This is a genomic window from Leifsonia sp. Root112D2 (assembly GCF_001424905.1).
Classification (GTDB): domain Bacteria; phylum Actinomycetota; class Actinomycetes; order Actinomycetales; family Microbacteriaceae; genus Root112D2.
This window is the reverse complement of sequence record NZ_LMCU01000001.1, coordinates 1,101,232-1,127,505: the sequence shown is the minus strand read 5'-3', so window position 1 is coordinate 1,127,505 and position 26,274 is coordinate 1,101,232. Positions and strand designations below refer to the sequence as shown.

The 26,274-nt window shown below is 65.3% G+C and carries 28 protein-coding genes; 11 read left to right on the top strand and 17 right to left on the bottom strand.

The window, feature by feature from the left end; all coding sequences use genetic code 11:
* Nucleotides 1–16: 16 nt before the first annotated feature.
* The 6 genes from ASC63_RS05145 (at nucleotide 17) to ASC63_RS05120 (ending at nucleotide 5,974) form a co-directional block, all read left to right on the top strand.
* Complete coding sequence (locus ASC63_RS05145; protein ID WP_055810519.1) at nucleotides 17–1,096, top strand: hypothetical protein; 1,080 nt, start codon at nucleotides 17–19, stop codon at nucleotides 1,094–1,096.
* 136 nt (nucleotides 1,097–1,232) lie between these two features.
* A complete protein-coding gene (locus ASC63_RS05140; protein ID WP_055814943.1) occupies nucleotides 1,233–2,015 on the top strand; it encodes an ABC transporter ATP-binding protein in 783 nt (260 codons plus the stop codon).
* Entirely contained in the window at nucleotides 2,002–2,712 is a 711-nt protein-coding gene (locus ASC63_RS05135; protein WP_055810517.1) for an ABC transporter ATP-binding protein, read from the top strand. The genes ASC63_RS05140 and ASC63_RS05135 overlap by 14 nt, the downstream gene beginning before the upstream one ends.
* 3 nt (nucleotides 2,713–2,715) lie before the next feature.
* Complete coding sequence (locus ASC63_RS05130) at nucleotides 2,716–3,597, top strand: branched-chain amino acid ABC transporter permease (protein WP_055810515.1); 882 nt, start codon at nucleotides 2,716–2,718, stop codon at nucleotides 3,595–3,597.
* The gene (locus ASC63_RS05125; RefSeq protein WP_055810512.1) at nucleotides 3,597–4,715 is read left to right on the top strand and encodes a branched-chain amino acid ABC transporter permease; all 1,119 of its coding nucleotides are present in this window, start codon (nucleotides 3,597–3,599) and stop codon (nucleotides 4,713–4,715) included. Before ASC63_RS05130 ends, ASC63_RS05125 begins: the two co-directional genes overlap by 1 nt.
* The gene (locus ASC63_RS05120) at nucleotides 4,712–5,974 is read left to right on the top strand and encodes an ABC transporter substrate-binding protein (RefSeq protein WP_235491821.1); all 1,263 of its coding nucleotides are present in this window, start codon (nucleotides 4,712–4,714) and stop codon (nucleotides 5,972–5,974) included. The genes ASC63_RS05125 and ASC63_RS05120 overlap by 4 nt, the downstream gene beginning before the upstream one ends.
* A gap of 92 nt (nucleotides 5,975–6,066) precedes the next feature.
* Here the strand turns inward: ASC63_RS05120 and folD are convergent, their stop codons facing one another.
* The 4 genes from folD to ASC63_RS05100 form a co-directional block, all read right to left on the bottom strand.
* Entirely contained in the window at nucleotides 6,067–6,918 is an 852-nt protein-coding gene (gene folD, locus ASC63_RS05115; RefSeq protein ID WP_055810510.1) for a bifunctional methylenetetrahydrofolate dehydrogenase/methenyltetrahydrofolate cyclohydrolase FolD, read from the bottom strand.
* Nucleotides 6,918–7,820 (bottom strand): formyltetrahydrofolate deformylase, encoded by a 903-nt coding sequence (gene purU / locus ASC63_RS05110; RefSeq protein WP_055810507.1) that lies wholly within the window; start codon nucleotides 7,818–7,820, stop codon nucleotides 6,918–6,920. The genes folD and purU overlap by 1 nt, the downstream gene beginning before the upstream one ends.
* A 33-nt stretch (nucleotides 7,821–7,853) precedes the next feature.
* Entirely contained in the window at nucleotides 7,854–8,741 is an 888-nt protein-coding gene (gene folP, locus ASC63_RS05105) for a dihydropteroate synthase (protein ID WP_235491820.1), read from the bottom strand.
* A gap of 236 nt (nucleotides 8,742–8,977) precedes the next feature.
* The gene (locus ASC63_RS05100; RefSeq protein WP_082487242.1) at nucleotides 8,978–9,646 is read right to left on the bottom strand and encodes a GntR family transcriptional regulator; all 669 of its coding nucleotides are present in this window, start codon (nucleotides 9,644–9,646) and stop codon (nucleotides 8,978–8,980) included.
* 139 nt (nucleotides 9,647–9,785) lie between these two features.
* Here ASC63_RS05100 and pabB point away from each other — a divergent pair, with 139 nt between their 5' ends.
* On the top strand, nucleotides 9,786–11,210 hold the full coding sequence (gene pabB / locus ASC63_RS05095; protein ID WP_055810505.1) for an aminodeoxychorismate synthase component I: 1,425 nt from the start codon (nucleotides 9,786–9,788) through the stop codon (nucleotides 11,208–11,210).
* A 90-nt stretch (nucleotides 11,211–11,300) separates the two neighbouring features.
* Here the strand turns inward: pabB and ASC63_RS05090 are convergent, their stop codons facing one another.
* The 12 genes from ASC63_RS05090 to ASC63_RS05035 all read right to left on the bottom strand — a co-directional run bounded on the left by ASC63_RS05090 (nucleotide 11,301) and on the right by ASC63_RS05035 (nucleotide 21,337).
* Nucleotides 11,301–13,259 carry a cytochrome c oxidase assembly protein gene (locus tag ASC63_RS05090; RefSeq protein WP_055814933.1) on the bottom strand — a complete coding sequence of 653 codons (1,959 nt, stop codon included), beginning with the start codon at nucleotides 13,257–13,259 and terminating at the stop codon, nucleotides 11,301–11,303.
* Nucleotides 13,260–13,368: 109 nt separating this feature from the next.
* Nucleotides 13,369–13,659, bottom strand: coding sequence for an HU family DNA-binding protein (locus tag ASC63_RS05085; protein ID WP_055810503.1), 291 nt, complete (start codon nucleotides 13,657–13,659; stop codon nucleotides 13,369–13,371).
* Between the two features lie 237 nt (nucleotides 13,660–13,896).
* Complete coding sequence (gene rpsN / locus ASC63_RS05080) at nucleotides 13,897–14,202, bottom strand: 30S ribosomal protein S14 (protein WP_055810501.1); 306 nt, start codon at nucleotides 14,200–14,202, stop codon at nucleotides 13,897–13,899.
* A 3-nt stretch (nucleotides 14,203–14,205) separates the two neighbouring features.
* The gene (rpmG, locus tag ASC63_RS05075) at nucleotides 14,206–14,373 is read right to left on the bottom strand and encodes a 50S ribosomal protein L33 (RefSeq protein WP_055810499.1); all 168 of its coding nucleotides are present in this window, start codon (nucleotides 14,371–14,373) and stop codon (nucleotides 14,206–14,208) included.
* The gene (gene rpmB, locus ASC63_RS05070; RefSeq protein WP_055810497.1) at nucleotides 14,373–14,609 is read right to left on the bottom strand and encodes a 50S ribosomal protein L28; all 237 of its coding nucleotides are present in this window, start codon (nucleotides 14,607–14,609) and stop codon (nucleotides 14,373–14,375) included. The genes rpmG and rpmB overlap by 1 nt, the downstream gene beginning before the upstream one ends.
* Before the next feature lie 136 nt (nucleotides 14,610–14,745).
* Complete coding sequence (locus ASC63_RS05065) at nucleotides 14,746–15,147, bottom strand: Fur family transcriptional regulator (RefSeq protein ID WP_055810495.1); 402 nt, start codon at nucleotides 15,145–15,147, stop codon at nucleotides 14,746–14,748.
* Between the two features lie 4 nt (nucleotides 15,148–15,151).
* Nucleotides 15,152–16,066 carry a metal ABC transporter permease gene (locus tag ASC63_RS05060; RefSeq protein WP_055810493.1) on the bottom strand — a complete coding sequence of 305 codons (915 nt, stop codon included), beginning with the start codon at nucleotides 16,064–16,066 and terminating at the stop codon, nucleotides 15,152–15,154.
* The gene (locus ASC63_RS05055; RefSeq protein WP_235491818.1) at nucleotides 16,063–16,926 is read right to left on the bottom strand and encodes a metal ABC transporter ATP-binding protein; all 864 of its coding nucleotides are present in this window, start codon (nucleotides 16,924–16,926) and stop codon (nucleotides 16,063–16,065) included. The genes ASC63_RS05060 and ASC63_RS05055 overlap by 4 nt, the downstream gene beginning before the upstream one ends.
* A gap of 26 nt (nucleotides 16,927–16,952) precedes the next feature.
* The gene (locus tag ASC63_RS05050; protein WP_055810488.1) at nucleotides 16,953–17,879 is read right to left on the bottom strand and encodes a metal ABC transporter solute-binding protein, Zn/Mn family; all 927 of its coding nucleotides are present in this window, start codon (nucleotides 17,877–17,879) and stop codon (nucleotides 16,953–16,955) included.
* Nucleotides 17,880–18,068: 189 nt separating this feature from the next.
* Nucleotides 18,069–18,965 carry a glycine betaine ABC transporter substrate-binding protein gene (locus ASC63_RS05045; protein ID WP_235491815.1) on the bottom strand — a complete coding sequence of 299 codons (897 nt, stop codon included), beginning with the start codon at nucleotides 18,963–18,965 and terminating at the stop codon, nucleotides 18,069–18,071.
* A 105-nt stretch (nucleotides 18,966–19,070) separates the two neighbouring features.
* Entirely contained in the window at nucleotides 19,071–20,024 is a 954-nt protein-coding gene (locus tag ASC63_RS05040) for an ABC transporter permease (RefSeq protein ID WP_055810485.1), read from the bottom strand.
* Nucleotides 20,021–21,337: a quaternary amine ABC transporter ATP-binding protein gene (locus ASC63_RS05035; protein WP_055810483.1), complete on the bottom strand. Its 1,317-nt coding sequence runs from the start codon at nucleotides 21,335–21,337 to the stop codon at nucleotides 20,021–20,023. Before ASC63_RS05035 ends, ASC63_RS05040 begins: the two co-directional genes overlap by 4 nt.
* A gap of 420 nt (nucleotides 21,338–21,757) precedes the next feature.
* On the opposite strand from ASC63_RS05035, the gene ASC63_RS05030 reads away from it, so the two are divergent.
* The 3 genes from ASC63_RS05030 (at nucleotide 21,758) to ASC63_RS05020 (ending at nucleotide 23,788) form a co-directional block, all read left to right on the top strand.
* On the top strand, nucleotides 21,758–22,645 hold the full coding sequence (locus ASC63_RS05030) for a DUF1206 domain-containing protein (protein WP_055810480.1): 888 nt from the start codon (nucleotides 21,758–21,760) through the stop codon (nucleotides 22,643–22,645).
* Between the two features lie 228 nt (nucleotides 22,646–22,873).
* Nucleotides 22,874–23,281 carry a hypothetical protein gene (locus ASC63_RS05025; RefSeq protein ID WP_157487582.1) on the top strand — a complete coding sequence of 136 codons (408 nt, stop codon included), beginning with the start codon at nucleotides 22,874–22,876 and terminating at the stop codon, nucleotides 23,279–23,281.
* Nucleotides 23,282–23,476: 195 nt separating this feature from the next.
* Nucleotides 23,477–23,788 (top strand): DUF559 domain-containing protein, encoded by a 312-nt coding sequence (locus ASC63_RS05020; protein ID WP_055810476.1) that lies wholly within the window; start codon nucleotides 23,477–23,479, stop codon nucleotides 23,786–23,788.
* Nucleotides 23,789–23,944: 156 nt separating this feature from the next.
* Here the strand turns inward: ASC63_RS05020 and ASC63_RS05015 are convergent, their stop codons facing one another.
* Nucleotides 23,945–24,856 (bottom strand): LysR family transcriptional regulator, encoded by a 912-nt coding sequence (locus ASC63_RS05015; RefSeq protein WP_055810474.1) that lies wholly within the window; start codon nucleotides 24,854–24,856, stop codon nucleotides 23,945–23,947.
* A 143-nt stretch (nucleotides 24,857–24,999) separates the two neighbouring features.
* Between ASC63_RS05015 and ASC63_RS05010 the strand changes: the two genes are divergently transcribed.
* Complete coding sequence (locus tag ASC63_RS05010) at nucleotides 25,000–26,265, top strand: FAD-dependent oxidoreductase (RefSeq protein WP_055810472.1); 1,266 nt, start codon at nucleotides 25,000–25,002, stop codon at nucleotides 26,263–26,265.
* Nucleotides 26,266–26,274: the final 9 nt, after the last annotated feature.

Sequence of the window (26,274 nt, the reverse complement as noted above, 5' to 3'; positions counted from 1 at the left end):
CACTTAGGATGATTTCATGCCCGAGTCCGCCGAGCACGCCGAGCCCGATCTCGAGCGGATGACCCCCGTCACCCGCGTCGTCGTCATCTGGTCGCTCGTGGGCGTTCTGCTGCTCGCGGCCTTCGGCAGCGCGATAGGCGCCCTGCAACAGAATGTGTACAGCCCGAGCGGCTTCGTCGGCGCCTACCTGAACGCGATTGCCCGGCACGACACCGGCGCGGCCCTGGCCATGCCCGGCACCCGGCCGAGTGCGGCGCAGTTGAAGGCATCCGGGTTGCCGATGAAGCCCTCACACGAATTGCTGCGCTCCGATGTGCTGGGCCAGCTGAGCGACGTTCATATTCTGCACGATGACCGGCTGCCCGACGGCACGCACCGGGTCACCGCCCACTATGAGCTCGACGGAAAGCCGGCGAGCTCGAACTTCATCGTCGCAAACCACGGCTCGGTGCTCGGCATCTTCGCCTCATGGCGGTTCGCGGTGAGCCCCCTCGCCATTGCGCACGTTGCGGTGCTGCATGCCACGACGTTCACCATCGCGTCGAACACCGGCGGCACGCACACCGTCGATACGCGCGCCGCATCCACCGTCTCCGGAGCCTTCAACAACGCCGCCAACTATCTCGTGTTCACACCGAGCACGCTGCGGCTCGGCCACGAATCGCGGCTGCTGACCGCACCGGATGTGACGAAGGCCGTCACCAAACCGGGCGCTGTCACCGACGTGAGCGTGACGACAGTCGCATCCGCCGCCTTCGTGAACCAGGTGAAGAGCCAGCTCGGCGACTATCTCGACGAGTGCGTGAAGCAGCAGGTGCTGCAGCCGGCGGGATGCCCCATGGGTGTCGTCATCGACGACAGGATTGACGGGACCCCCGTCTGGAGCATGAAGACGTACCCCGAGGTCACCATCACCGCGGGGGCACAGGGCTGGGTCATGCCCACAACGGCCGGAATGGCGCACCTGAAGGTGAAGGTGCAATCGCTCTTCGATGGCAGCATCAGCCTGCGCGACGACGATGAACCGTTCACGATCTCGTTGACGCGCGTGGTGATTCGCGAGGACGGTTCGCTCGATCTCACGGTCGGGCCGTAACGATACGGCATAATGAGAACAAACGATCAACCAAGATCGTTGACAATTTAGTTCGCAATACGTAACGTGCCTATATGCCTGTCCATAGGGGCTCGAAACATCTCCATGGCAATGACGCGATAGGGAGTGGATGAGCATGGCCGCTGAACTGACGATTTCCGATGTGTCCCTGTCATTCGGCGGCATCCGCGTTCTGGAGAAGGTCACCTTCTCCGCAGCAGCCGGAACCATCGTGGGCCTCGTCGGACCGAACGGTGCCGGCAAGACCTCTCTGTTCAACTGCATCAGCGGGCACTACGCGGCAAGCGATGGATCGATCCGCATCGACGATGTCGAGGTGACCGGGTCACGACCCGCATCGCTGGCCCGTCACGGGCTCGCACGTACCTTTCAGCATCCCGCCCTTCAGCTTCGCGAGACGGTTCTCGAGAATGTGCTGCTCGGCGCCCACACGCGCCTGCCCGGCGGGGCGGTGGAATGGTCCCTGCACCTGCCCCGCACGGCTCGCGCCGAGAAGGCGTTGCGGGCAGAGGCCCTGACGCTGCTGGATCGCCTGGGCCTCGGCTGGGCCGCGAACACGCGTGCCGACGAGTTGTCGCACGGGCTGCACAAAGGCATCGAGTTGTGCCGTGCGCTGCTCATGCGCCCCAAGCTGCTGTTGCTCGACGAGCCTGCGGCGGGACTGCCGCACGCCGAGGTCGAGCAGCTCATCGAGACCGTGCGACGAATCCGCACCGACGATGACATCACCATCGTCATCGTCGAGCACAACATGGGTCTCATCTCCGCCATCACCGATCATGTCGTCGTGCTCGATCACGGCCGAAAGCTGATGGAAGGAACCGCCGCCGAGGCGCAGTCCGATCCACGGGTGATCGAGGCGTACCTCGGAAAGGATGCCGCGGATGACGCTGCTTGAGCTCGACGGCGTTACCGCGTTCTATGGACCGGTGCGGGTGCTCGACGGCGTCTCGCTGTCGGTTCCCGAGGGCGGCGCCGTCGGCATCCTCGGAGCCAACGGCGCGGGCAAGACCACGACCCTGCGTGCGATAGTCGGCACGGTGCGGGCCGGCGGCGTGATTCGATACGACGGCAAGGACATCCGTGGACTGCGGCCCGAGAAGGCAGCCGCGCTCGGCATCGCCCACGTGCCCGAAGGCCGCGGCACACTGACGGATCTCACCGTGCGTGAGAATCTGCGCATCGGAGCGTATCTGCGCAAGGATCGCAAAGCCATCGCATCCGACATGGAGTACTGCCTCGACCTTTTTCCGCAGTTGCAGGATCGGGTGCGCTCCAACGGCTCGGCGCTTTCCGGCGGTGAACAGCAGATGCTGGCCATCGCGCGTGCGTTCATGTCCAAGCCGCGCCTGCTGCTTCTCGACGAGGCATCCCTCGGCCTGGCGCCAGGCACCGCCAAGGTTGTGTATGAGGCAATCCGGCGCCTGCGCGTCGAGTCAGGCATAGCCATGCTCGTCGTGGAGCAGAATGCCAATCTCGCCTTCACTCTCGTCGATTCGGCGACCGTGCTCGAGACCGGTCGCAATGTACTCGCCGGATCAACGGCCGAACTCAAGGGCATGGACGAGATTCGCCGCGCCTACCTGGGAGGCTGAGAAATGGGCCAGTTCATTCAACTCGTGGTCGACGGGCTGTCGACGGGGTCGATCTACGCCGTTCTCGCGCTCGCCATCGTGCTCGTCAATCAGGCAACCGGCCTGGTCAACTTCGCGCAGGGCGGCATGGCGGTGCTTTCCGCATACGTCGCCTTCGAGCTGACCCAGCTGCACGTTCCGCTGGTCCTTGCCATTCTCGGCTCGATCCTCGTCTCGTTCCTGTTCGGTGCCCTCATCGAGCGCTACCTGATGCGCAGATTCGAGCGCGGGGATCCCGACACCGCCGTGGTGGTGACGATCGGGTTGCTCACCCTGATCACGGGCGTCTGCGCCTGGATCTGGTCGTACAACAACCTGCAGTTTCCGTCGCTGTTCCCCGTGGGCACGGTCAAGCTCTTCGGTGCCGTGATCAGCATCAACTCGCTCGGCACCTTCCTTGTGATCGTCGCGATCATGATTCTGGTGCAGGTGCTGTTCATCGGCACGAAACTCGGCCTCGCGCTGCGAGCCGTGGCGATCAACCCGCAGTCGGCGGCGTTCTCCGGTCTTCCCGTCGGACGTCTGCTGATGGTGGGCTGGGCCCTCGCGGCCGGTCTCGGCGCTGTCGCCGGCGCACTCGTGGCCCCGCAGCTCACACTCACGCCCGGCATGATGGACAACGCTCTCGTGTACGCCCTGGCGGCCGTCATTCTCGGCGGCCTTTCCAGCCCTGTCGGCGTCGTCGTCGCGGCGTGGCTGATCGGTGTGCTGGAGAACCTCGCGGCCGCCTACGTCGGCTTCATCAGCTACGACCTGAAGATCGCGGTGCCGTTCATTCTGATCTTCGTCGTGCTGATTGTGCGCCCCCAGGGCCTGTTCGGCCGGAAAGCCGTGGTGCGCGTCTGATGTCTACTGCAACCGAATTCCTGTCCAACGCCTGGTCGAAGGCCTGGGTGCGCTGGGCCTGCATCGCCATCGTCGCCATACTGCTCATCGTGCTGCCGCTCGGTCTGCCGGTCTTCGCGAACCAGACGCTCGCGCGCATCGGGGTCTTCGCCGTTGCGGTGCTCGGCCTCAACGTGGTCATGGGCTACACCGGCCAGGTCTCGCTCGGCCAGATCTTCTTTCTGGGCCTCGGCGCCTATGTCACGGCCTACGGCGTCTCGCAGGGCTGGAACATCATCATCGTCTTCATACTCTCGCTGGTGATCCCCGGGGTGGTGGGGCTGCTCGTTGCCCTCGCCGCCGCACGACTCGGAGGCCTCGCGATAGCGATGGTCACAATAGCCCTGCCCATCGTCGGCGGTCCGCTCGCGAAGCGGCTCTCCGAGTTCACGGGCGGGTCCCAGGGGCTCTCGGCTATTTTCTCGGATGCTCCCGCCTGGGCCGGGCTGGCCGACGACCAGTGGCAGTTTTACCTCGTACTGATCATCGGCACCATCACGTTCCTGCTCACCCGCAACCTGGTTCGCGGCAAGTACGGTCGCGCCTTCGCCATCGTGAAGGGCAACGAGGCGGTCGCCGGCTCGCTGGGTGTCTCGCCCTACCGCTACAAGGTGCTCGCGTTCACTGTCGCCTCGATCATCGGCGGCGTCAGCGGCTTTCTGTACATGGTGGTCGTGCAGTACACCTCGCCCGAGACGATGAGCTTCGGACACTCGATCACGCTCCTGGCATCCATGGTCATCGGCGGCGCGGCCAGCATTTTCGGCTCCGTGCTCGGCGGCGCGTACTACGTGCTTGTTCCGCAGCTGACGAACCTCATCAACCCGAACCTCACCGCCGTGCTGCAGGGCGCGATCCTGCTGGCCGTGCTGTTCGTGCTGCCCGGTGGTCTGGTGTCGCTGCCACGCGTGATAGGCCGCCTGGTGGCCCGCTCGCGCCGCGGCGGAACACCCACGGGCCACGTACCGATGATCGGCGACGGCGTTCCGGCCGCCGCACCCCAGACCGCTTCGTCGACGACCACAGCGTCGAACAGTTCGACGAAGGGATCCCCAACAGAGAGGCAAGGAGAGGCATGAAAATGCGCAAGAGTATGAGAGGCGTCGTCGGCATTGTCGCCATGGCGTCGGTCGTCGCGCTCGCCGTCACCGGCTGTACACGCGGTGGAAGCGGGAACGACTCCTCCGGCGGAGCCGCAGCTGCGAGCCCAGGCATCACAGACACATCCATCACGCTGGGCATTACGACGCCGCTGAGCGGCGCCACGGCCGGACCCGGCACCTGCACGGTCGCGGGCATCACGGCTTACTTCGGCGCCAAGAACGCCGCCGGCGGCGTGAAGTTCGGCGACGGCAAGACGCGCAAGGTAAACATCAAAGCGCTCGACGACGGATACGACCCGCAGAAGGCCGCATCCAACTACCAGCAGCTGAAGGGCAGCGTCTTCGCCATGACGGCGGGCCTGGGTACGCCGACCAACCGCGCCTGGCGCGAAGCCGCGATCGCCGACAAGGTTCCACAGGTGCTCGTAGAGACCGGTGACCCGATCTTCAGCGACCAGAAGCAGAGCCCCTGGCAGCTGGGCTTCGTGCCGATCTACCAGAACGAGGGTGAAGCGTTCGGCAAGCTCCTGGCGACGTCGAAGGCGAACCACAAGGTAGCGATCCTTTCCCAGAACGACGACTACGGCAAGGGCTACGTCGAAGGCTTCAAGAAGGGCATCGAGGGCGCATCGAACATCACCATCGCCAAGGAGCTCACCTACGAGGCCACCGACAGCTCGGTGGATGGACAGCTGACCGAGCTGGCCGCCACCGGCGCCGATGTGTTCTTCAACGCGATGTCCATCACGCCGCTCGTGATCTCATCGCTGAAGAAGGCACAGGAACTGAACTGGAAGCCCAGCTGGTTCCTGCCGTCGAACACGTCGAGCCCTGACGCGATTCTCAAGCCGGGCAACGCAACAGCGTTCCCCGGGGTCTACTCGGTCTCGTTCTCCAAGGCGGCGGCAAGCCCGGCGTTCGCGGGTGACGAGGACATGAAGACGTTCCTGTCCGACCTGAAGACCTACGCGAACTACCCGAACGTTCCGGCGTTCCCGCACTGCGCGTGGAGCTACATCAGCGGCGCGACGCTCGACCAGGTCTTCCAGAAGATGACCTCGCCGACGCGGGCCGACTTCATGAAGGAGCTGCGTTCGATCTCGAACTACAAGGCCCCGCTCATGCTGCCCGACACCGCGGTCGACACCACGAAGGATGGCCAGCCAGCCGTCTCCACGGTGCTCGTGCAGAAGTACAACGGCAAGGGCTACGCCACTGTCACCTCGTGGGAGTGACGAGAGCGTAAGCAGTCGCGGCCCGGCCGGGTTCCCCCGGCCGGGCCGCTTCACGTTCACAGAGGCGCGTGACGCATCCGCTCACCAGACGTTCAGCCGTGTTGCAGGCGGGCGGCGAGCAGGGTGTTTCGCAGCAGCATGGCGATGGTCATCGGGCCAACCCCGCCCGGTACGGGCGTGATCCAGCCGGCCACACGGCTCACCGATTCGAAATCGACGTCACCGACAAGACCCTGCGGGGTGCGGTGAATGCCGACATCGATGACCGCGGCACCGGGCCTGACGTGCGCTTCGCCGATCAGTCGGGGGACTCCGGCGGCCGCGATGACGATGTCCGACCTCCGAGTGACGGATGCCAGGTCCCGCGTTCGCGAGTGAGCGACGGTGACCGTCGCATTCCGCTGAATCAACAGCTGCGCCAGTGGAGCACCGACGAGTTCGGAGCGCCCGATGATCGTGACCTCTGCGCCCTCAAGCGGCACCTCGGCGGAATCGAGCAGTGCGACGACGCCGCTCGGAGTGCACGGGCGCAGCCCGGGCTTGCCCCGCGCCAGCAGCCCGGCGCTGGTGGTCGTCAGGCCGTCCACGTCTTTGAACGGTTCGATGAGATCGATGAGCGGGCCGGAATCCATGCCGCCCGGGAGCGGCAACTGAAGAAGAATTCCGGAGACGGCCGGGTTCTCGCCGAGCTCACGAATGGTCTGCGCAATCTCGTCCGACGACGCTGCGCCGTCGAGATGAACGTGCAGATCGGCCAGGCCTGCCGCCGTGGCAGAGCGCCGCTTGTTCGCCACGTAGACCTCACTGGCCGGATCCCCGCCGACCAGAACCGTGGCGAGACCGGGCTGGATGCCGGTCTCGGCGACGAACCCCGCGACCTCGTGTTTGAGCTGCTCGCGAATGCCCGCAGCCACCTGCTTGCCGTCGATGATTATCGCGGACATCAGAAGATCACCGTCGAATTTCCATCGCGCATCACGCGATCGTCACAGTGCCAGGCGACGGCCCGCGCGAGCACCTGGCGCTCGACATCCGCCCCCCGCCGCGTGAGATCAGCTGCGGTGTCCGCGTGCGTGGCTCGCACGACATCCTGCTCGATGATCGGGCCCTCGTCGAGGTCTTCCGTCACGTAGTGAGCCGTCGCGCCGATCAGTTTCACTCCGCGGTCCTTCGCCTTCTGATAAGGGCCCGCACCGATGAACGAGGGCAGGAAAGAGTGATGGATGTTGATGACGGGCGCTCCGACGCGCTGCAGAAAGTCTCCGGTGATGATCTGCATGTACCGCGCGAGCACAACGAGATCGACGTTTCCCTGCAGCAGTTCCAGGTGCCTCTGCTCGGCGACCGAGCGGTCGTTCCGGTCTACGGGAACATGAATGAACGGAATACCGAACTGGCGCACATCCTCGGCAAGATCCGGGTGATTGGAGATCACCATGACGACGTTCATCTGAAGCTCACCGCGCCGGTGGCGCCAGAGCAATTCGAGCAGGCAGTGATCCGATTTGGATGCGAAGATCGCCACCCGCTTGGGCTGATCGGCCGGCGAGAGTTTCCAGCTCAGCCCGAGCTGCGTGCCCAGCGATTCTTCGAGTTGTTTTTCCAGATCCAGGCGAACGGCGCTGAAGTCCTCCAGGTGAAACTCGGTGCGCTGAAAGAATCGGCCGCCGGAAGGATCGGTCGAGTACTGGTCCAGCGAAACAATGTTCGCGTCGAAGGAACGCAGAATCGTCGAGACCGCGGCCACGATGCCCGGCCCGTCCTGGCCCGACACGAGAAGACGGATGTGGTCGGCTCGCGCGCTCGAGGAATCGGCGGATTGCTTCACTGGGTTTGAGGTCGGCATAAGGCCCCTTCGTGTCGTCATGAACAGGGATGGTCAGGCATGGCCCAGGCCGATCAGCTCGGTCTGCAGATCGGGCTCCTCGGGGAGCAACTCGGGCACACTCGCATTCTGCCAGCGAGCGAGCACGTCGAACGCCAATCGGGTCGCCGCCACATCGTGAACGCGCACGCCCCACGCGCCCGCCTGGGCGGCCAGCACGCTGATGACGGCAGACGGTGCGTCGCGCAGGCCCATAGGTGCACTCTCGGGCAGCAGCGCCCCGACGAACCTCTTGCGCGAATGGCCGACGAGCACGCGAAATCCCAGAATCGTGAGCTGGTCGAGCCGGCTCAACAGTCTCCAGTTTGCGTCACCGTCTTTGCCGAAACCGAGGCCAGGGTCGAGAATGAGCCGGTCACGTCCTATCCCCGCGCCGTGCAGTGCCACTGCGCGATCGTGAAGGTCCCAGCGCACTCCGGCGGCGATGTCGGGATGCCGGTAGCGGGCATCCGCACCGCCCCCCCAGTGTGCCGCGATGAACGTCGCCCGCGATGCGGCGACCACCTCGGCCATGCGGGCATCGGCCAGGCCCCCGGACACGTCGTTGATGAACTCGACGCCCTCGTCAATGGCGAGCTGTGCCGTGTTCGCATGAAGCGTGTCGACGCTCACCCGAACGCCGCGCGCGACCAGCTCCCTGACCACGGGCAGGATGCGCGCCGTCTCTGTCACAGCATCGACCGGCACCGCGCCGGGGCGTGTGGACTCCCCGCCGATATCGATGATGTCTGCACCCTGCTCGACCAGCGCGAGCGCGTGCCGTACCGCCGCATCATGCGGCAGCCACGAGCCGCCGTCGCTGAACGAATCCGGGGTGACATTCAGGATGCCCATGATCACGGGCACGCGCGAGGCGGATCCCACGCTCTCCCCGATACTCATTGATCGTGCCTCTCGCAGCCGTCGCCCGGGCCGGCGCAGCGGCGCCACAGCCTCGGATTCGACGCTACCTCGTGAAACCATCTTGGTCAACAAGATTGTATACATTTATGGTCGGGATTGGGCGGGTCATCGCTGATTGAGGAGCGAGCGCCAGCGAGCGTCTCGAAATCCGGCCGCGCCCTGGTTTCGAGATGTCCTCGTTCCTCGGACTCCTCAACCAGCGGAGAGTGCTGTCGCTAGGCGAGGACCTTGAGCGCCTTGATCACGCTGAGCAGGTGATCGCGAGTCTTGGCCTCGGCCGCCTGGGGGTCGCGCGCGATGATCGCGTCGATGATGGCCGCGTGTTCCGGCGCCGATACGGCGGCGCGCCCGGCCCGGAACGCCAGCCGGTACTGGTGGCGCACCCCCTGCGCACGCAGACGCTCGAGAACGCTCACGGCGGTGCGGTGCTGGCTGATGTCGCGAATTCTGCGGTCGAGCAGCTGATTGAGCGTGGAGTATTCGAGCAGGTCGGAGTCGTCGACGGTTGCGAGAATCTGACGACGCAGCGACTGCAGCTCCGTGATTTCCTCGTCGGTGATGCGCTCGGCCGCTTTCGCCGCGCAGAGCCCTTCGAGCTCGATGCGCACCTCGAGAATCTCCACCGCCTCTTCGAGCGTGACGGCTCGCACCCGAGAGCCGCGATTCGGCACACGGTCAACGAGGCCGTCGTTGGCGAGCTCGAGCAGCGCCGTTCGCACGGCCGCCCTGCTCGCCCCGAACGTCAGGCTCAGGTCGGCCTCGATGAGTCGCTGATTGGGCGCGTATTCGCCGTCCATGATCGCGTCACGAATGACCTGGGTCAGCTCCCGAAGAGGCATCGTCGCCTGCATTTCGTCCGATCGGCTCGTTGTGGCGTCAGCCATGAGATCTTCGACCTTTCTCGACACGCATGTGGTCCCTTGACGAGAGTAAACGGTGCAGGCATCCACCCGTTGCACACGACACGTTTGTTTGTCATTAATGTCTACAATCAGGATAAGACACGGAACAGGCGCCCGACCCATGCAGCTGGACAATTCTCCGCCAGGCCATCACGAGTTGACTCTCGGGTTCTGGGTCGACCCGGAAGTCGCGTTCGTCACGCTCTTCTCGAAGGAGACGAATGCCTTCTGGCTCGACAGTGGTGCGGATGCGACGACGGGCGTGAGCTATCTCGGCTCGCCCTCCCCGGCATCCGTCACCGCCGTGGCATCACCCGGAGGTGAGGTCACCGTTCGACGCGTGGGCGACGACTCAGATTCGAAGCCATACCCGGGATCGATCTTCGATCTGCTGCGCGAGTCGGAACGCGAGAATGCTCGACCTGTTCCGCAGCCCGACGGCTTCACCCTCGGCTGGGTCGGATGGTTCGGATACGAGCTCGGAGCGGCGCTCGTCGGCTCGCCGCACCATCGCGCCGTGACACCGGATGCCGCGCTGATCTTCGCCGACCGCACGCTCGCCTTCGACCACACGCGACGCACCGTCACGATGCGCGCCTCACGCACGTCGACGCATCCGCTGCGCTGGATTGAGCAGACGGAACGCAAGCTCACCGCTCTCGTCGGACGCTCGGCGGCCGAGCCGCCGCCGGCGGCACCGTCGCGCGCACACCTTCGCCACCACAGGGCCGAGTATCTCGACATGGTTCGGCAATGCAGGGAGGCGATCGACCGGGGGGACGCCTACCAGATCTGCCTCACGAACGAGATCACCATTGAGACGGCGCTCGATCCGCTGGATGTGTACCGGCGCCTGAGGCGCACGAATGCGAGCCATCATGGCGGCTTCGTCAGAACGCCGGAGCTCGCGCTCGCCAGCTCGACACCGGAGCGTTTTCTGGAGGTCTCCCCCGCCGGCCGTGTCGTAACGCGGCCGATCAAGGGAACTCGGCCGCGGGGCGACACCGACGCCCACGACGAGGCCCTTCGGGTCGAGTTGGCGAACGACGAGAAGGAGATCGCCGAGAACATCATGATCGTCGACCTCATGCGCAACGACCTGAACCGCATCGCAAAGCCGGGAACGGTCGAGGTCTCCGATCTGCTGAAGGTGGAGTCGTATGCCAACGTGCATCAACTCGTCAGCACGGTCTCTGCGCAGCTCGCCCACGGGCTCTTCTGGGTGGATGTGCTCGAGTCGTGCCTGCCCGGCGGGTCGATGACGGGAGCACCCAAACACAGCGCCATGACCATCATCGACCGCCTTGAGCGGGGTCCGCGTGGCCCATATGCGGGCGCCTTCGGTTACATGGCCGACACCGGCCGGGTCGACCTGGCCATGATCATCCGATCGATGGTGATCACCGAGAACGCGAGCTGGATTGGCGTGGGCGGCGGAATCACCGCACTCTCCAAGGACGAGGCGGAGTTCGCCGAGACGCTGCTGAAGGCCGAACCCCTGCTCGCCGCGGCCGGCGCCGTGCTCGACGCAGAAGACCGCGTGTAGCCGCAGCCACAGTTCGGGCGGCGTATGCGCCAGTTCGCGCCGGATGCGCCACCCCGACTGGCGCACGCGACACGAAGTGGCGCAATGGCGCTAGTCGCGACCGGCGAGCCTGCCGAGGCGCGCGTTGTACTCGTTGAGTTCGGCCTCGCCGGTGCGGTCGGCATTGCGGTCGCGCCGCTTCGTCTCGCGTTCGTCGCTGCGACTCCACTGCACGGCGACCGTGATGGCGAGAATCACCGTGGGAATCTCGCTGATGCTCCACGCGATGCCGCCGGCGGTCTGCTGGTCGGCGAGCGGGCTCGCTCCCCACGTGCGCCCCATCGCGCCGAACCAGTCGGCCAGGAACAGCCCACTCGCGTTCATGATCGCCAGCCCGAAGAAGGCGTGAAACGCCATGGTGGCCAGTAGCAGGATGAGACGGAACGGATACGGCGCCCGGTACGGCACCGGGTCCACGCCGATCAGCGACTGCACGAACAGGTAGCCCGTCACCAGGAAGTGCGCGATCATCCACTCGTGGCCGATATGGTCGGTCGTGGCCCAGCTGAACAGCGGGCTGTAGTAGAACACCCACAGGGAGCCGGCGAACAACACTGCGGCGACGAGCGGGTTGGCGAGAAAACCGGCGATGCGCGAGTGTACGGCGAGCATGATCCACTCGCGGGGGCCGCGCGTCGCATCCGCTCTCTTACGGATGCTGCGCAGTGCCAGGGTGATGGGCGCCCCCGGCACCAGCAACAGCGGCACCATCATGGCCAGCACCATATGCACCGTCATGTGTGCCGAGAACAGGTACTTCTCGTACACGCTGACGCCGCCGTTGGTGATGTAGAACAGCAGCAGAATGCCGGCCACCCACGACACGGTGCGCAGAACGGGCCAGCGGTCGCCGCGGCGGTGCAGCCGCCAGACCCCTGCCAGATAGAAGAACAGGCCGAAGGCACAACCCAGCAGCCAGAGCAGATCGAAGTTCCATGCGGTGAGGTAGCGCAGCGGCGTCAGCGCGGGGGGCAACGGGTCGCCAGTGAGAATCTCCGCGGGCGTCGGGGCGTTGCCCAACACCTGGGCCACGGGCGTCGCCGTGCGGGCCAGGGCCGCCGCCACCCCCGACGCGATGCCCATGAAGGCGAGCTCGGCCACGACCATCCACCAGAACGGGCCGCGCGTACCTTTCGCCTTCAGCCGCTCGATGAGCCAGCGGCGCTGCATGAGCCCGAACAGGCCGAGTGCACACAGCGCGGCGACCTTCACGAGCACCAGCACCCCGTACGGGGTGAGCAGCTTGTCCAGCGTGCCGATGCGCAGTTCGGCGCTGACGTATCCGGATGCCGCCACCACCACGAAACACACGATGGCCAACGTCGAATAGCGCTCGATCACCGTCACCAGCCGCGCACGGTCGAGCGTGCGATGCAGGAGCACGATGGTGAGCAGCCCACCGACCCAGACCGCCGCGAACACGAGGTGCAGGCCCAGCGCTGTGACGGCTGCATCGTGGCCGGAGGTGCCGGCCGCGTGCCCCTGTTGCGCCATCGGCAGCAATGAGCCAAGCGCCAGCACGGTGACGAAGATGAGCGCGGTCTGGTTGCGCACGGCGAAACACAGCACCGTGACGGTTGCACAGATCAGGGTGGTCCACAGCCAGGCCTGGCCCAGCGAAACGCTCGTAATGAACGAATTGAGCCCGTCACCGAACTCCTGGGTTGGCGCGATGGGAATGCCCGTGACGCTCACATAGGTGAGAAAGCCGGTGACCGCACTCGCCACCGTCATCACCGCAGCGGATGCCGCAGCCACGTCGAGTGCCGCGTTCTGCTCCCCACGTTCCGGGCTCAGCCCGAAACAGACCAGCACGAGGGAACCGATCATTCCCGCCGCACCGAGGTTGACGAGGAGCTTCGCGATGGGCAGACCGTAGCGCACCGGTGCGCCGGGGTCTGACAGGAGCGGCGCATCCGCCCCACCGCCGAAGGCGAGTGCGGCCAACAGGGCCAGAAAGGAGACCACGATGAGCACGGCGGGGGCCGTCACGCGGAGTGCTCTGATCACCACACAAGCCTAAGCGCGCCACGCTGTGCGCCGGCCCGACGCAGGGGGCCTAAAAAACGCGAGGGGTACCGACCGAAGTCGGTACCCCTCGCGGTACAAGCGTGCGAAGTTACTTCTTGACGGAAGCCTTGAGCTTCGAGCCAGCGGTCAGCTTGACGCGGTGGCCGGCAGCAATCTTGATCTCGGCACCGGTCTGCGGGTTGCGGCCCGTGCGGGCAGCGGTCGCGGTGCGCTCGGCGGCGAGCCAACCGGGGATCGTGACCTTTCCGCCCTTGGAAACGGTGTCTGCGACCGTGGCGAAGAATGCGTCAAGCACGCCACCGACGGCAGCCTGGCTCTGGCCGGATGCAGCGGCAACTGCAGCAACGAGCTCGGTCTTGTTAAGCGACTTGTCAGCCATTGAGTGTCCTCCTCGGACCTTCTGCTGTGTGAAACAGCTCTATTCAGTGGAACGGTTGAGACCACGAAGGCCATAACGTTTGGTCTGTTCGACCGCCTTGAATGTATCAGAATCCCGCGAGATCTCGCGGATTTGCGCACCTTTAGCGCAGTTTGACCCGGTGTGTCGCGTCGCAGACACCAAAAAGGGGCGCCGACCGTAGTCGTCGCCCCTTTTATTGGATGCGTGTGTGAAGCGTTACCAGCTCGACTTGGTGATGCCGGGCAGCTCGCCACGGTGTGCCATGTCGCGGAAGCGCACACGGGAGACACCGAACTTCGTGAGCACACCACGGGGGCGGCCGTCGATGGCGTCGCGGCTGCGCAGGCGCACCGGCGAAGCGTTGCGGGGCAGCTTCTGCAGGCCAACGCGAGCGGCCTCACGGGACTCGTCGGTGCCGTTCAGGTCGACGAGAGCCTTCTTGAGCTCCAGGCGCTTGGCGGCGTAGCGGTCGACGATCACCTTGCGCTGTTCGTTGCGGGCGATTTTGCTCTTCTTAGCCATGTCTTAGCGCTCCTCACGGAATTCAACGTGCTTGCGCACTACGGGGTCGTACTTCTTGAGCACGAGACGGTCGGGGTTGTTGCGACGGTTCTTCTTGGTCACGTAGGTGTAACCCGTGCCTGCCGTCGAACGAAGCTTGATGATCGGACGAACATCCTGTGACTTAGCCATTAGATCTTCTCCCCACGGGCCAGAATGTCCTTGACCACGCGCTCGATGCCGCGCGCGTCGATGACCTTGATTCCCTTGGCGCTGAGCGTCAGGGTGACGTTACGGCGAAGCGACGGCACGTAGTACGTCTTCTTCTGCACGTTCGGGTCGAAGCGACGCTTGGTGCGCCGGTGCGAGTGCGAGATTGCGTGACCGAAGCCTGGAACGGCTCCCGTCACCTGGCACACTGCTGCCATGATTTTCCTCCATCAATACCGCAGAACAGATGCTCTGCCCAAGATCTCTTGTCGGCACGATTCATCCACCTGCTTGTGAAAGAGGGGAGTTACGTACGATCTGAACGGAAGGAGTCCATTCAGCCAAAGATCAAGCTTACGTTGTTCGAGGCGTCTCACGCAAACTGCAGGCAGCGCAGAGGCCGAAGACATCGACGACGTGCTGCGCCTGGGTGAAGCCGTTGCGCGCGGCGACGGAGCGCGCCCACTGCTCGACGGCATCCGCTTCGATCTCAACGGTGAGGCCGCAATTGCGGCAGATCAGGTGATGGTGATGGCCACTCGTGCAGGCGCGATAGAGGCTCTCGCCCTCGGGCGATTGCAGCGAATCGGCCTCACCCTCCACCGCGAGGTCAGCGAGCGCGCGGTACACGGTGGCCAGGCCGATAGGCGAGCCACCCTCGCGCAGGCTCAGATGTAACCCCTGGGCGCTCACGAAGTCGTCGCGTGAGCCGAGGGCCTCACGCACCGCTTCGCGTTGCCAGGTGTTGCGTTTCATGTCCTCAAGAATAGCCGCGGGCACGCATATCGGGCCGGGCCGAGACCGCCGCCGGGCGACGCCCGCTGAGCCCACGCCGCGCCCGCACCGCGGCAATCACACGGCAGACCACATAGATAAGGAAGGAGATGGTGGTGACGTACGGGCTGATCGGGATGCTGCCGCCCAGCGCCAGCATGATGCCGCCCACCATCGACACCACGGCGAACACCACGCTGAGCAGGGGGGCGATCACGGGGGAGGAGGAGATGCGCAGCGCCGCCGCGGCCGGCGTGACAAGAATGGAGAGCACGAGCAGCGCTCCCACGATCTGCACCGAGACGGCCACCGCCAGACCCAGCAGCAGCATGAAGACGATGGAGAGCATCCGCACCGGAACGCCTCGCGCGGCGGCGACATCCGCATCGACACTGGAGAACATCAGCGGGCGCCAGACCAGAAGCAGCCCCACAATGACGATGGCGGCTATCGCCACGAGCCAGCCGAGCTGCGGGTTGTCGACGGCCACGATCTGACCGGTGAGCAGGCCGAACTTGTTGGCGCTGCGCCCTGGGTACAGCGCCAGGCACAGAATGCCCAGGCCCAGCCCGAACGGCATCAGCACGGCCGTGATCGAGTTGCGGTCGCGCGCCCGTGAGCCCAGGATGCCGATAAGCAGTGCCGCTATCACCGAGCCGACGAGCGAGCCCTCGACGACTCCAACGCCCAGCAGCAGACCGGCGGATGCCCCGGCGAACGACAGCTCGCTGACCCCGTGTACCGCAAATGCCATGTCCCTGGACATCACGAAGATGCCGATGAGGCCGCCGACCAGGCCGAGAACGGCGCCGGCGAGGATCGAGTTCTGCAGCAGCACGAGCAGTTCGCCGTAGTCGGCGAAGTTGAAGAGTTGCGACCAGAGGTCGTTGGCCATCGTCATAGCGGCTTCACCTCCTCGTGGTATTCGTCGGCGTGGCCCGGGTCGTGGTGCTCGTCGTGCTGGGCGTGCAAACCGTCCGGATGCGCGTGCGGCGCCTCGGCCGTGCCCACGACCACGATGCGACCCCGGGTGCGAATCACGTCGACGGGCGAGCCGTAGAGCTCGCTCAGCACCTCGCTGCGCAGCACCTCGTCGGGCGTGCCGATGCGGAACCGCCCGCCCGCCAGGTAGAGAACCCGATCTACCATGCCCAGAATCGGGTTGATGTCATGGGTGACGAAGAGCACTCCGATGTTGCTCGCGCGCCGGTTCTCGTCGATCAGCTCACTCACCGCCCGCTGGTGCGCGAGGTCGAGCGAGAGCAGCGGTTCGTCGCAGAGCAGCAGGCGGGGCTTGTCGGCGAGCGCCTGCCCTACCCGCAGTCGCTGCTGTTCGCCGCCGCTCAGGGTGGCGATGGGTACCCGGGCATAGTGCGAGGCGCCGACCGAGTCGAGCACTGCGTCGACGCGGGCGCGCCGGGCCTTCGACGGCCACGGCAGGCCCCAGCGGTGCCCGTCGAGTCCGAGCGCAATCAGGTCTCGCGCACGCAGCGGCGTGCCCTCGTCGGCGAGCTTCTGCTGCGGGATGTAACCGATGCGCCGGTTGCCGCGCCGCACATCCTCGCCCAGAAAGCGTGCCTGGCCGCTGCTGAGCCCCTGCCGCCCGAGAATCACCTTGAGCAGGCTGGTCTTGCCCGAGCCGTTTGCTCCGAGCACCGCGATGAACTCGCCGGGCTTGACGTCGAGATCGAGGCCGCCCCAGAGGGTACGTTCGCCGAAACGCAGCGTGGCGTTGCGCAGGCTGAGAACGGATGACTCCACAGGAGAGAGGCTATGCGCTGCCCGCGTCACTTGCCTAACGCCGCCGAAAGAGCATCCAGATTCGCGGTCATCCACGAAATGTAGTTCTTGCCGGCCGGCATGGTTTCGGTGACGGCGACGACGGGAATGCCGTTCTTCTGCGCGGCCTTCAGCACGGCCTCGGTCTGCGCGCCGGTGGTCTGCGCGTTGTAGGCGAGCACCGCGACGGCGTGACTGCTGTACAGCCCGAGCGTGGCCTTGAGAACGCTCGGCGCCACATCGGTGTCTGCTTCGATGGCCTCGCTGAACTTCTCTGGCGTCTTATTCTCGAGCCCTATCGCGTTGAGCATATAGAGAGGCACCGGCTCGGTGATGGCCGCACCCGTGCCCGCGTATTTCGCCTTGAGCGAGGCCTCGGTAGCCTCCAGCACCGCAAGTTTCGCCGTGAAGGCCTTGCCGTTCGCGGCAAAGGTTTCAGCGGATGCCGGCTGCGCCTTCGAGAGCGCGCCGACAAGCGAGGCGGTCAGCTTCTCGATAGTAGGAAAGTCGTACCAGAGGTGTTCGTTGAACTCACCGTCGGCTGGCTTCTGGTCGTAGCCAGAAAGGTCGGCGGCATTCAGCACCGTGGCCTCATTGGCACCCGCTGACTTCAGCATGGTGTCGATGAAATCGTCGTAGCCGGCACCGTTTTCTATCACGATGCGGGCTTTGGAGAGGGAGAGCTGGTTGCGGGCATCCGCTTCGTATTCGTGCGGATCCTTGTCGGGATCATCGATGATCGAGGTCACACTGACGAGGTCGCCGCCCACCTGCCTGGCGATATCGCCGTACACATTGGTCGAGGCGACCACCGTGACCGGGCCGGATGTCGCATCCGAGGCGCGTGCAGAGGTGTCGGTCGCACATCCGGCGAGCGTCAGAGCGAGGGCTGCGGCCGCGGCGAGCGCGGGAATGGCGAGGAACTTGTGCTGCATGAGGAGCCTGTCTAAGTGGTGACCTGTTCACCACTGACGACGACGCTACTCGCTATTGATAATGATTGTCAAAAGCAGATGGCCGCTGGTTGAGGAGAGGTCGAGGAACGAGGCCTCGTCTCGAAACCTGCGCTCGCCACGCAGGTTTCGAGACGCTCGTTCCTCGCTCCTCAACCAGCGAAGTGGCGACTACTTCGTGAGACCGTCCACGAAGTCCTTGTGGTCGGCCATCCAGGTCTTCACGATCTTCGGGTATTCCGACTCGTCGGCGCCACTGTTGAACATCTTGTTCTCCAGGTCGGCCAGCAGCTTGTCATCAAAGGTGAAGTTCTTCATCCACGTGGTGACCTGCGGGTAGTCCGTCGCGAAGCCGTCGCGACCAACAGAGTAGATGCTGTCAGGCTTGCCCAGCGCACCCTTCGGGTCCTTGAGGTCCTTGATCGGAAACGCGTTGTACGCGAAGTGCGGCTTCCACAGGGTCACGACAATGTTCGTGCCGTCCTTGGTCGCCTTCTTCAGGGCGGCCAGCATGGCCGCAGTGGACGACGTCTGGAAGTCCATGCCCTTGAGGCCGTAGTCGGGAATGACGCTCGTGTTCATGACGTTGGTCAGGCCAGCGCCCGGCTCGATGCCGACGATCTTGTTGCCGAACTTGTCGGCGTTCTTGGCCAGATCTGCCAGCGAATCGATCGGCGCATCCTTGTTGACGGCAACGGTCAACGGGGCATCCTTGTACCAGGAACCCAGCTTCTGGAGCTTGTCGCCGAACTTCGTCCAGTACTCCTTGTGGGTGTTCGGCAGCCACACGTCAAAGGTGAGGTCGTAGTCGCCCTGAGCCAGGCCGGTGAAGACGGGGCCTGCGGTGGCGGATTCGAGCTTCACGTTGTAGCCCTTGTCTTCAAGCACCTGCTGCCACAGGTACGAGGATGCCTCGCCCTCGGCCCAGCCGCTGAAGACGGCTATCGTCAGGTCCTTCTTGTCGCCGCTGTCCGATCCGCTGCTGCTGGAGCCGCCGCTGCCGGAATCGCCGGCCGCGCACGCGGTGAGTGCGAACACTGTCGCGACTCCCACGGCGATGGTTGTCAAGAAACGCTTCTTCATACTTTCCTTTCGTCCTGGTGCTGTGAACCAGGTGATTGGGTGTGCGCCGGCGCCACGCGTTCGTGGCGGCGTCGACGCTGAACCGGGCGGTTAGACGCCGACCGATGTCTGGGTGGAGTCGAGATCTGCCTGCTCGACGCGCTCGACGGGCGAGTCGGGCGCATCCGCGCTCGAGGCATCACCTGCCGCCTTGCGGGTCCCCAGCCGCTTCACGCGGCCGCTGCCCAGCGATCCGGTGAGGCGGTCCAGCAGAATCGCGAGGATCACGACGGAGAGGCCGGCTTCGAAGCCCAGGCCGACGTCGATGGTCTGGAACGAGGCGACGATCGGCTTGCCGAGACCCGGGGATCCGACCATGCCGGCGATGACGACCATCGACAGCGAGAGCATGATCACCTGGTTGACACCGGCCATGATGGTGGGCATGGCCAGCGGCAGCTGAATCTGCCGAAGGATGCGACCCGGGGAGGCGCCGAAGGCGTGACCCGCCTCGACGACCTCCTTGTCCACACCTCGGATACCGAGCTCGGTCAGCCGCACGCCGGGTGCGATGGCGAACAGGATGGTTGCAACGATGCCCGGAACCGCGCCGATCCCGAACAGGATGATCGCGGGAATGAGGTAGACGAACGCCGGCATCGTTTGCAGAAAGTCGAGCACCGGCCTGATCACCGTCGACGCGCGAGACGATCGAGACATCCAGATGCCGACCGGAATGCTGATCACGACGGCGATGATCGTCGCCACCAGGGTCAGCGCTATGGTGTGCATCGCGTTGTCCCACTGGTTCACGCCATAGATCAGCAGCAGGCCGATGGCCGTGCCGACGCCGAAGACCAGGCCGCGCGCCCAGAGCCCGAGCGCAACGAGAATGATCATGATGAGCCAGAACGGCGGCGTGGCGAAAACCCAGTCGACGCCTTCGTAGAAGCCGCCGAAAATCATGCTGATCACGTCGAAGAGGCCCTTGAGTGCACTCGTCACCCAGTCGACGAAGACATTGACCCAGTCGCCGAGCGGTATACGGAAGAGAACGTCGTTCATCGTGCGCCTCCTTCCGCGCCGACGAGCGAGTCGTCGTCGCTGGGGCCGCCGGTCGCAAGCAGCGTCTCGGTGATCACATCCATGGGAATGGTCGCGGGCGGCTCAATGATGGGAAGTTCGGCGGTATTCGTCGGAATGTTGCCGAGCGCGCTCAGCAGCGTGACGCGGGGAATCACGCCGAGCAGGCGCTGCTTCTCGTCTATCACTGCCACGGGCAGGTCGCTCTCGATGGATGCCTCGAACAACTCGGAGAGCTGGGTCTCACCCGTCACGGTTCCGCCGCTGTGCAGCAGCACCTTGGAGAGGTCGGTCTCGGAGGCCTTCACCTGACGCATCACGTCTTTGTCGCGCACAACGCCGAGGAATTTGCGGCCGTCTCCGACCACGAAGGCGGCGGATGTCTGCAGGTCGCGCATCACGCGCAGCGCGGCACGCGGACCGGCGGCCACCGTCACGAGGGCCTTCACCGGCTCCATCACACTGGCCGCGGTGAGCACCCGTGCCCGGTCGACATCCTGCACGAACTGAGCCACGTAGTCATTGGCAGGGTCGGTGAGAATTTCTTCGGGTGTGCCCGTCTGCACGATGCGGCCGTCACGCATGACGGCGATGCGATCGCCGAGGAACATGGCCTCGTTGAGGTCGTGCGTGATGAAGATGATGGTTTTGCCGAGCTCGGCCTGCAGCTCGACGAGCTGCTCCTGCATCTCGCGACGGATCAGCGGGTCGAGCGCCGAGAACGCCTCATCCATGAGCAGGATGTCCGTGTCGCTGGCCAGCGCGCGGGCCAGGCCCACACGCTGCTGCATTCCACCGGAGAGCTCGCTGGGCAGCTTGTCTTCCCATCCGCTGAGTCCGACGCGCTTGACGACGGCAAGCGCCCGCTCGCGACGCTCGGGCAGGGGCACGCCCTGCACCTCGAGCCCGTATGCGGCGTTGTCGAGCACGGTTCGGTGTGGCATGAGGGCGAAGTGCTGGAAGACCATGGAGACGCTGCGCTTGCGCACCTCGCGCAGGCGCGACGCGGCGATGCCGCTGATGGCGGTGCCCATCACCTCGACGCTGCCGGATGTCGGTTCGAGCAATCCGTTCAACATGCGGATCAGCGTGGATTTACCGGAGCCCGAGAGCCCCATCACCACGAAGATCTCGCCGGTGCGCACCTCGAAGGATGCATCGATGACGGCCGCGGTGCCCAGATTCGCCACCGATTCGCGGCTGGCGCCGGCCTCGAGTTTCTTGACGACATCTTTGGGACGCCGTCCGAAGACCTTATAGAGGTGCTTCGCCTGTACTGCAATCGTTTCGGTCACGTGTCTCCGCCCACGCGCGCAAAACGTCGGGTCTCGCGCTGCGGCTTTCGTTTCTGTCGGCCGGGTTTTGCCAGGAATGCTCCGGTTGCCCATCAAGCGGTGGCCACACGATCAGCGTGCATGAGCCAGGGCGATTCGAACCGTAAAGCGGGAGCGACCATGGGGCCGCTTCAACCTTGCAAAACCATACGTCCACGCTCTCCCGGGTAAGCGGGAATGCGTGGCCGCGGACTGGTTCCTGGCCCGAAGGCCATCGAACAACGTATCAAGGCTGGGCGGGTGCGTCCAGTCGAAATCCGCGGAAATCCGCCACTTTTCGGCGGTGAACATCCCTGTACGCCCCGTCAGCATGCCGATCTGAGCCCCGTCTCGATCGTTGCCCTTTCGTTACAGGCGAACACGCATCCATAGGATTGAGCCATGCCGATTCGTGTGGAGGACGACCGCGAACGGCTTCGCGCCGCAGCACGCCGAGCCAACCAAAGCACCCCCGTTCGCTGGCTCGCCCGGGGCGGGCTCGTGGCCAACGGAGTCGTCAACATCATCATCGGTGCCATCGCGGTCAGCGTGGCCGCCGGGGTCAACGCGCGCGCCGACCAGTCGGGCGCGCTCACCGCCGTGGCCGAGACGCCGGGCGGCTTTCTCGTGCTTTGGGTGGCCGCCGTCTCGCTGTTCGGGCTGGCGTTCTGGCAGCTGACGGATGCCGCGTGGGTCACCGCCCCCAGGCAAAGCACCCGACTGATGCGACGGGCCACCGATGTGGGCAAGGCGCTGGGATTCGCGGGCATCGGGGTGGCGACACTGTTGTTCGCGCTCGGGGGCGGCAGGGGGCGCGCCGCTGGTGGAACGGGTGCCGGCGGTGCGGGCACCGGCGGGGGCGCGCGGGAGACGGAAGATGCGCATCGCCTCAGCGTCTGGCTGCTCGAGACGCCGGGAGGAGCCGTGCTGCTCGTCGCTGTCGCGCTTGTCGTCGCATCCGTTGCCACCGCGCATCTGATCCGCGGAGTGAGTCGCCACTTCAGCGAGGAGCTCACGCCGCTCACCGGGGCGACACGCATCATCGTGTTTACCCTCGGCGCTTTCGGGCACCTCGCCAAGGCGGCGGGCCTGTTCGTGGTTGCCGCGCTTCTGCTTGCGGCGGTGGTTTTCGACGAGCCGGCGCAGGTGACGGGGCTCGACGGCGCCCTCAAATACCTCGCGACGCTGCCGTTGGGCACGTGGCTGCTCGCGATAGTGGCGATCGGCTTCATCGCGTACGGCCTCTATCTCTTCGCCCGCGCCCGCTACATGCGCCTGTGGGGCGGATAGCGCGGTGCGGTCTGCGCACCGATCGCATCCGCATCTCGTGCACCTCGGTTCTTTCGCTGAGGGGCAAGCTTTGGCCCCTGAAAGTGGCGATTGAGGGGCCAAAGTTTGCCCCTCAACGAAGATCCTCAACCGAGAAGACGCGTGAATCGACGGATGCGGTCCCGTCGCATTCAGCGCAGCTGTGGATAACTTCGGTGGCCGGCGCGCGCACTCGACATCATGGAACGCATGCCCGATCGTCAGCCCCTGCCCCACGCACTCGCTCGCGCACCGTTCAACGTACGCGCCGCTCTCGACAGTGGCGTGACCCGCAAGCGCCTGCGCAGCTCCGATCTCTCCGCGCCGTTCTGGGGCACGCGCATCGCGTTTGCCGGGGAGCTCGCCCTGCGTCAGAAGTGCCTGGCGCTTCAGGCGAGACTCCCCTCCGATGCAGTCTTCAGCCATGCGACCGCTGGGCTGCTCCTGGGTGCGCCCTTGCCGCCACGGCATGAGCACGAGCCGCGCCTGCACGTGAGCGTGCCGGCGCCGCAGCGCGCGATGTCCCCACGCGGGGTGATCGGCCACAAGCTCCAGCTGTCTGACGGCGACCGGATGCTGCAGCGCGGCTTGCGCACGACAGCACCGGCGCGCACGTGATGCGACCTCGCATCCGTACTGACCCTGCACGATCTTGTCGCCGTCGGAGACTTCCTCATCCACTGGCGCCTGCCCATCGTCACGATCGAGGAGCTCGCCGCTGCCGTCGAGCGCTACCCGGGTCGGCGCGGGCGGCGGCTGCTGCGGCAGGCGCTCGGGCTGCTGAACGACCGGGCGGAGTCGCACCCGGAGTCGGTGCTGCGAGTGATCCTGGTGCTCGGCGGGCTGCCCGTTCCGGAGATCAACCGAGACATCGTCGAGGCGAACGGCACGGTGTTCGCGCGCCTCGACCTGCGCTATCGACGCGAGAAGGTGGCGATTGAGTATCAGGGCGATTACCACCGCGAGAACAAGGGTCAGTGGCGCAAGGACATGTCGCGCCGGCGTCGGCTCGAGGCCGACGGCTGGTTTGTGATCGAGATCAACGCCGATGACCTGTGCAACCCCGAGGAGTTGGTGCGCAGCATCCGCTCGGTGCTCCTCAAGCGTGGTGCCGCGCTCGCCTGAGCCAGACCGCTGCGCGGTGATCAGGGCGTCACAGCGTGTGCACCAGCCCTTTCGCTGAAGGGCAAGCTTTGGCCCCTCAAAGTGGCGGTTGAGGGGCCAAAGTCTGCCCCTCAGCGGATGCGGCTGTCGGATGTCGGCGACAACGCACAGCGCCGCTCACGATGGGTCGAGCTCGACCTCGAGGCGCTTTGCGGCGGCAACCATGACCGCAACGAGACGGCGCAGGTACGGTCGCGCCGACGGCGTGAGAGTGAGCCAGCTGCGCACCTCGGTGGTGTGACCTTCGTCGTCCTGGTTGCGAATCGGAATCCATCCCCAGTCGGCCAGGTGGCGGTTCGCGGTGGCCCGCGTCACCAGCACCCCGTCGACCCCCGAGCTGATGGCGATGAGGCTGCTGTGCTCCGAGAACTTGCGGAAGACCCAGGATGTTTCCACGCCCGCCTTTGCGGACTCGGCGCGCAGCCGCGCCTCTTCAATCGTGATGGCCCCCGTCGCGTGCGCCATGATGCGCAGCCCGGCGAGGTCGCCAAAACCGAGCATGGTTCGGTTGAGCAACGGCGAATCCATTGGCACGGCAAGGCCGATCCTCTGCGAGAGCACCTGAACCGAGTCCAGCTCGGGCGGAGGCATGTGCAGAACAGCGACGTCGATGAGACCGTTTTGCAGAAGCTGCTGCTGGTCGTAGGTGGTGGCCTCGTGAAGCGAGATGGAGGCATCCGGCATCTCGGTGCGCACCGCGTCGAGCAGGGCCAGAAACCAGGCGTGCGGCAGTCCCTGGGGGATGCCGACCCGCACGAGCTCCTGCGAGCGACTCGAGGTTTCCAAGACTTCGGGGATGCGTTCGAGCTGTGCGAACACCACCTCCAGGTGGCGAAACAGCCCGACGCCCGCAGCGGTGAGGGTCACCCCCTTTGCCGTGCGTTCGAACAGATCGTGCCCCAGTTCGGCCTCGAGCTCGAGAATTTGTCGGCTCAGGGTGGGCTGGGTCATGGTGAGGGCCGCGGCGGCCTTGCTGACCGAGCCGTAGCCGGCCACCTTCTCGAAATACCTGAGGTGTCGAAGCTCCATTGTGCGAGCCTATGCCCCGCAGGCATACACACCAAGCCCAACGGGTATTTGACGTATGCACCGCCTCACGGCAGAGTTTCACAGACGACACCGGATGCGTGCCCGCACGAGACGGGGCACGGAACGAAAGAGATACCAGCCTTTTGCAGCACGTCAATGACGACAACCCCTTCGACTTCGATGTCATTGTGATCGGCGGTGGTTCCGCGGGAATCGCGGCTGCCGTTGGCGCCGCCCAGTCCGGTGCGACGGTGTGCCTCGTGGAACGGTACGGATTCCTGGGTGGGGCGGCGACGATCAGTTCCGTTCTCACCCACTGCGGCTTCTTCGACCAGCGCAAAGAGCAGGTCGTGAAGGGAGTAGGCCAGCAGCTTCTCGACCGCTTCAGCCAGCGCGATGTGTACCAGACGCAGACGATGGAGGAATCAGGAAACACCGTCGTTCTGCTCGACATGGAGACCACGAAGAGCGTCTTCGACGAGTTGGTCGCCGAAGCCGGAATCACCCTGTACCTGCACAGCCAGCTCATTTCGGCCGAGACCCACGACGGAATCATCACGAGTGTGGAGTTCGCCCATCGCGCGGGATCCACCGTTCTGCGGGCGAAGACGTTCATCGACGCGAGCGGAGACGGGGCGCTGATTCACGCCGCCGGCGCTGCAGCACGACTCTCCGATCTCGTCGAACGCCAGGCGAGCACCCTCGTGATCCGCATCGGCGGCGTCGAAGAGGGCGCGGATCTCTCACCGTCGGGCATGCGGCGTGCCGTCGAGAAGTACAGCGAGAAGACGGGCGTCGAGCTGGTGCGCACGAGCGGGATCGCGGTGCGCATGCCGGTGACCCGGGAGGTCATGCTGCTGCTCGCCGACCAGCATCGTGACGTTCTGGACGTGGCCGAGCTCACCCGCGCCGAGATCGAGGCCCGCCAGCTCAGCTGGCACTACCTGGCCGCATTCCGTGACTCATACGCCGGCTGGGCGTCGAGCTTTCTTGCGGCGACCGGCCCGCAGATCGGCATTCGCGAGGCACGCCGGCTGCACGGCCTCGATGAAGTGACCTCCGACGATGTCACCGAGGGGCGCAAGCGCGAAGACGACGCCATCGCGCGCTGCGGCTGGCCCATGGAGAATCACGTGGCGCCCGGCATCACCGAATACGGCGGCATCAGGAACAAGGGCTGGTACCACATTCCCTATGGCGCGATCTGCTCGAGCACGCACGACAACCTCTGGGCCGGCGGCCGCCTGGTGAGTTCGGACAACCGCGCATACGCATCCCTTCGTGTCATGGGCACCTCGTTTGCCACAGGCCACGCCTGTGGAGTGGCCGCCGCCGTCTACGCCGAGGCCGGCGCGCACGACCTCCCGGAGACCCGGCGCCGTCTCGAAGAACAGCGAGCACTGATCTAGACTTCGACG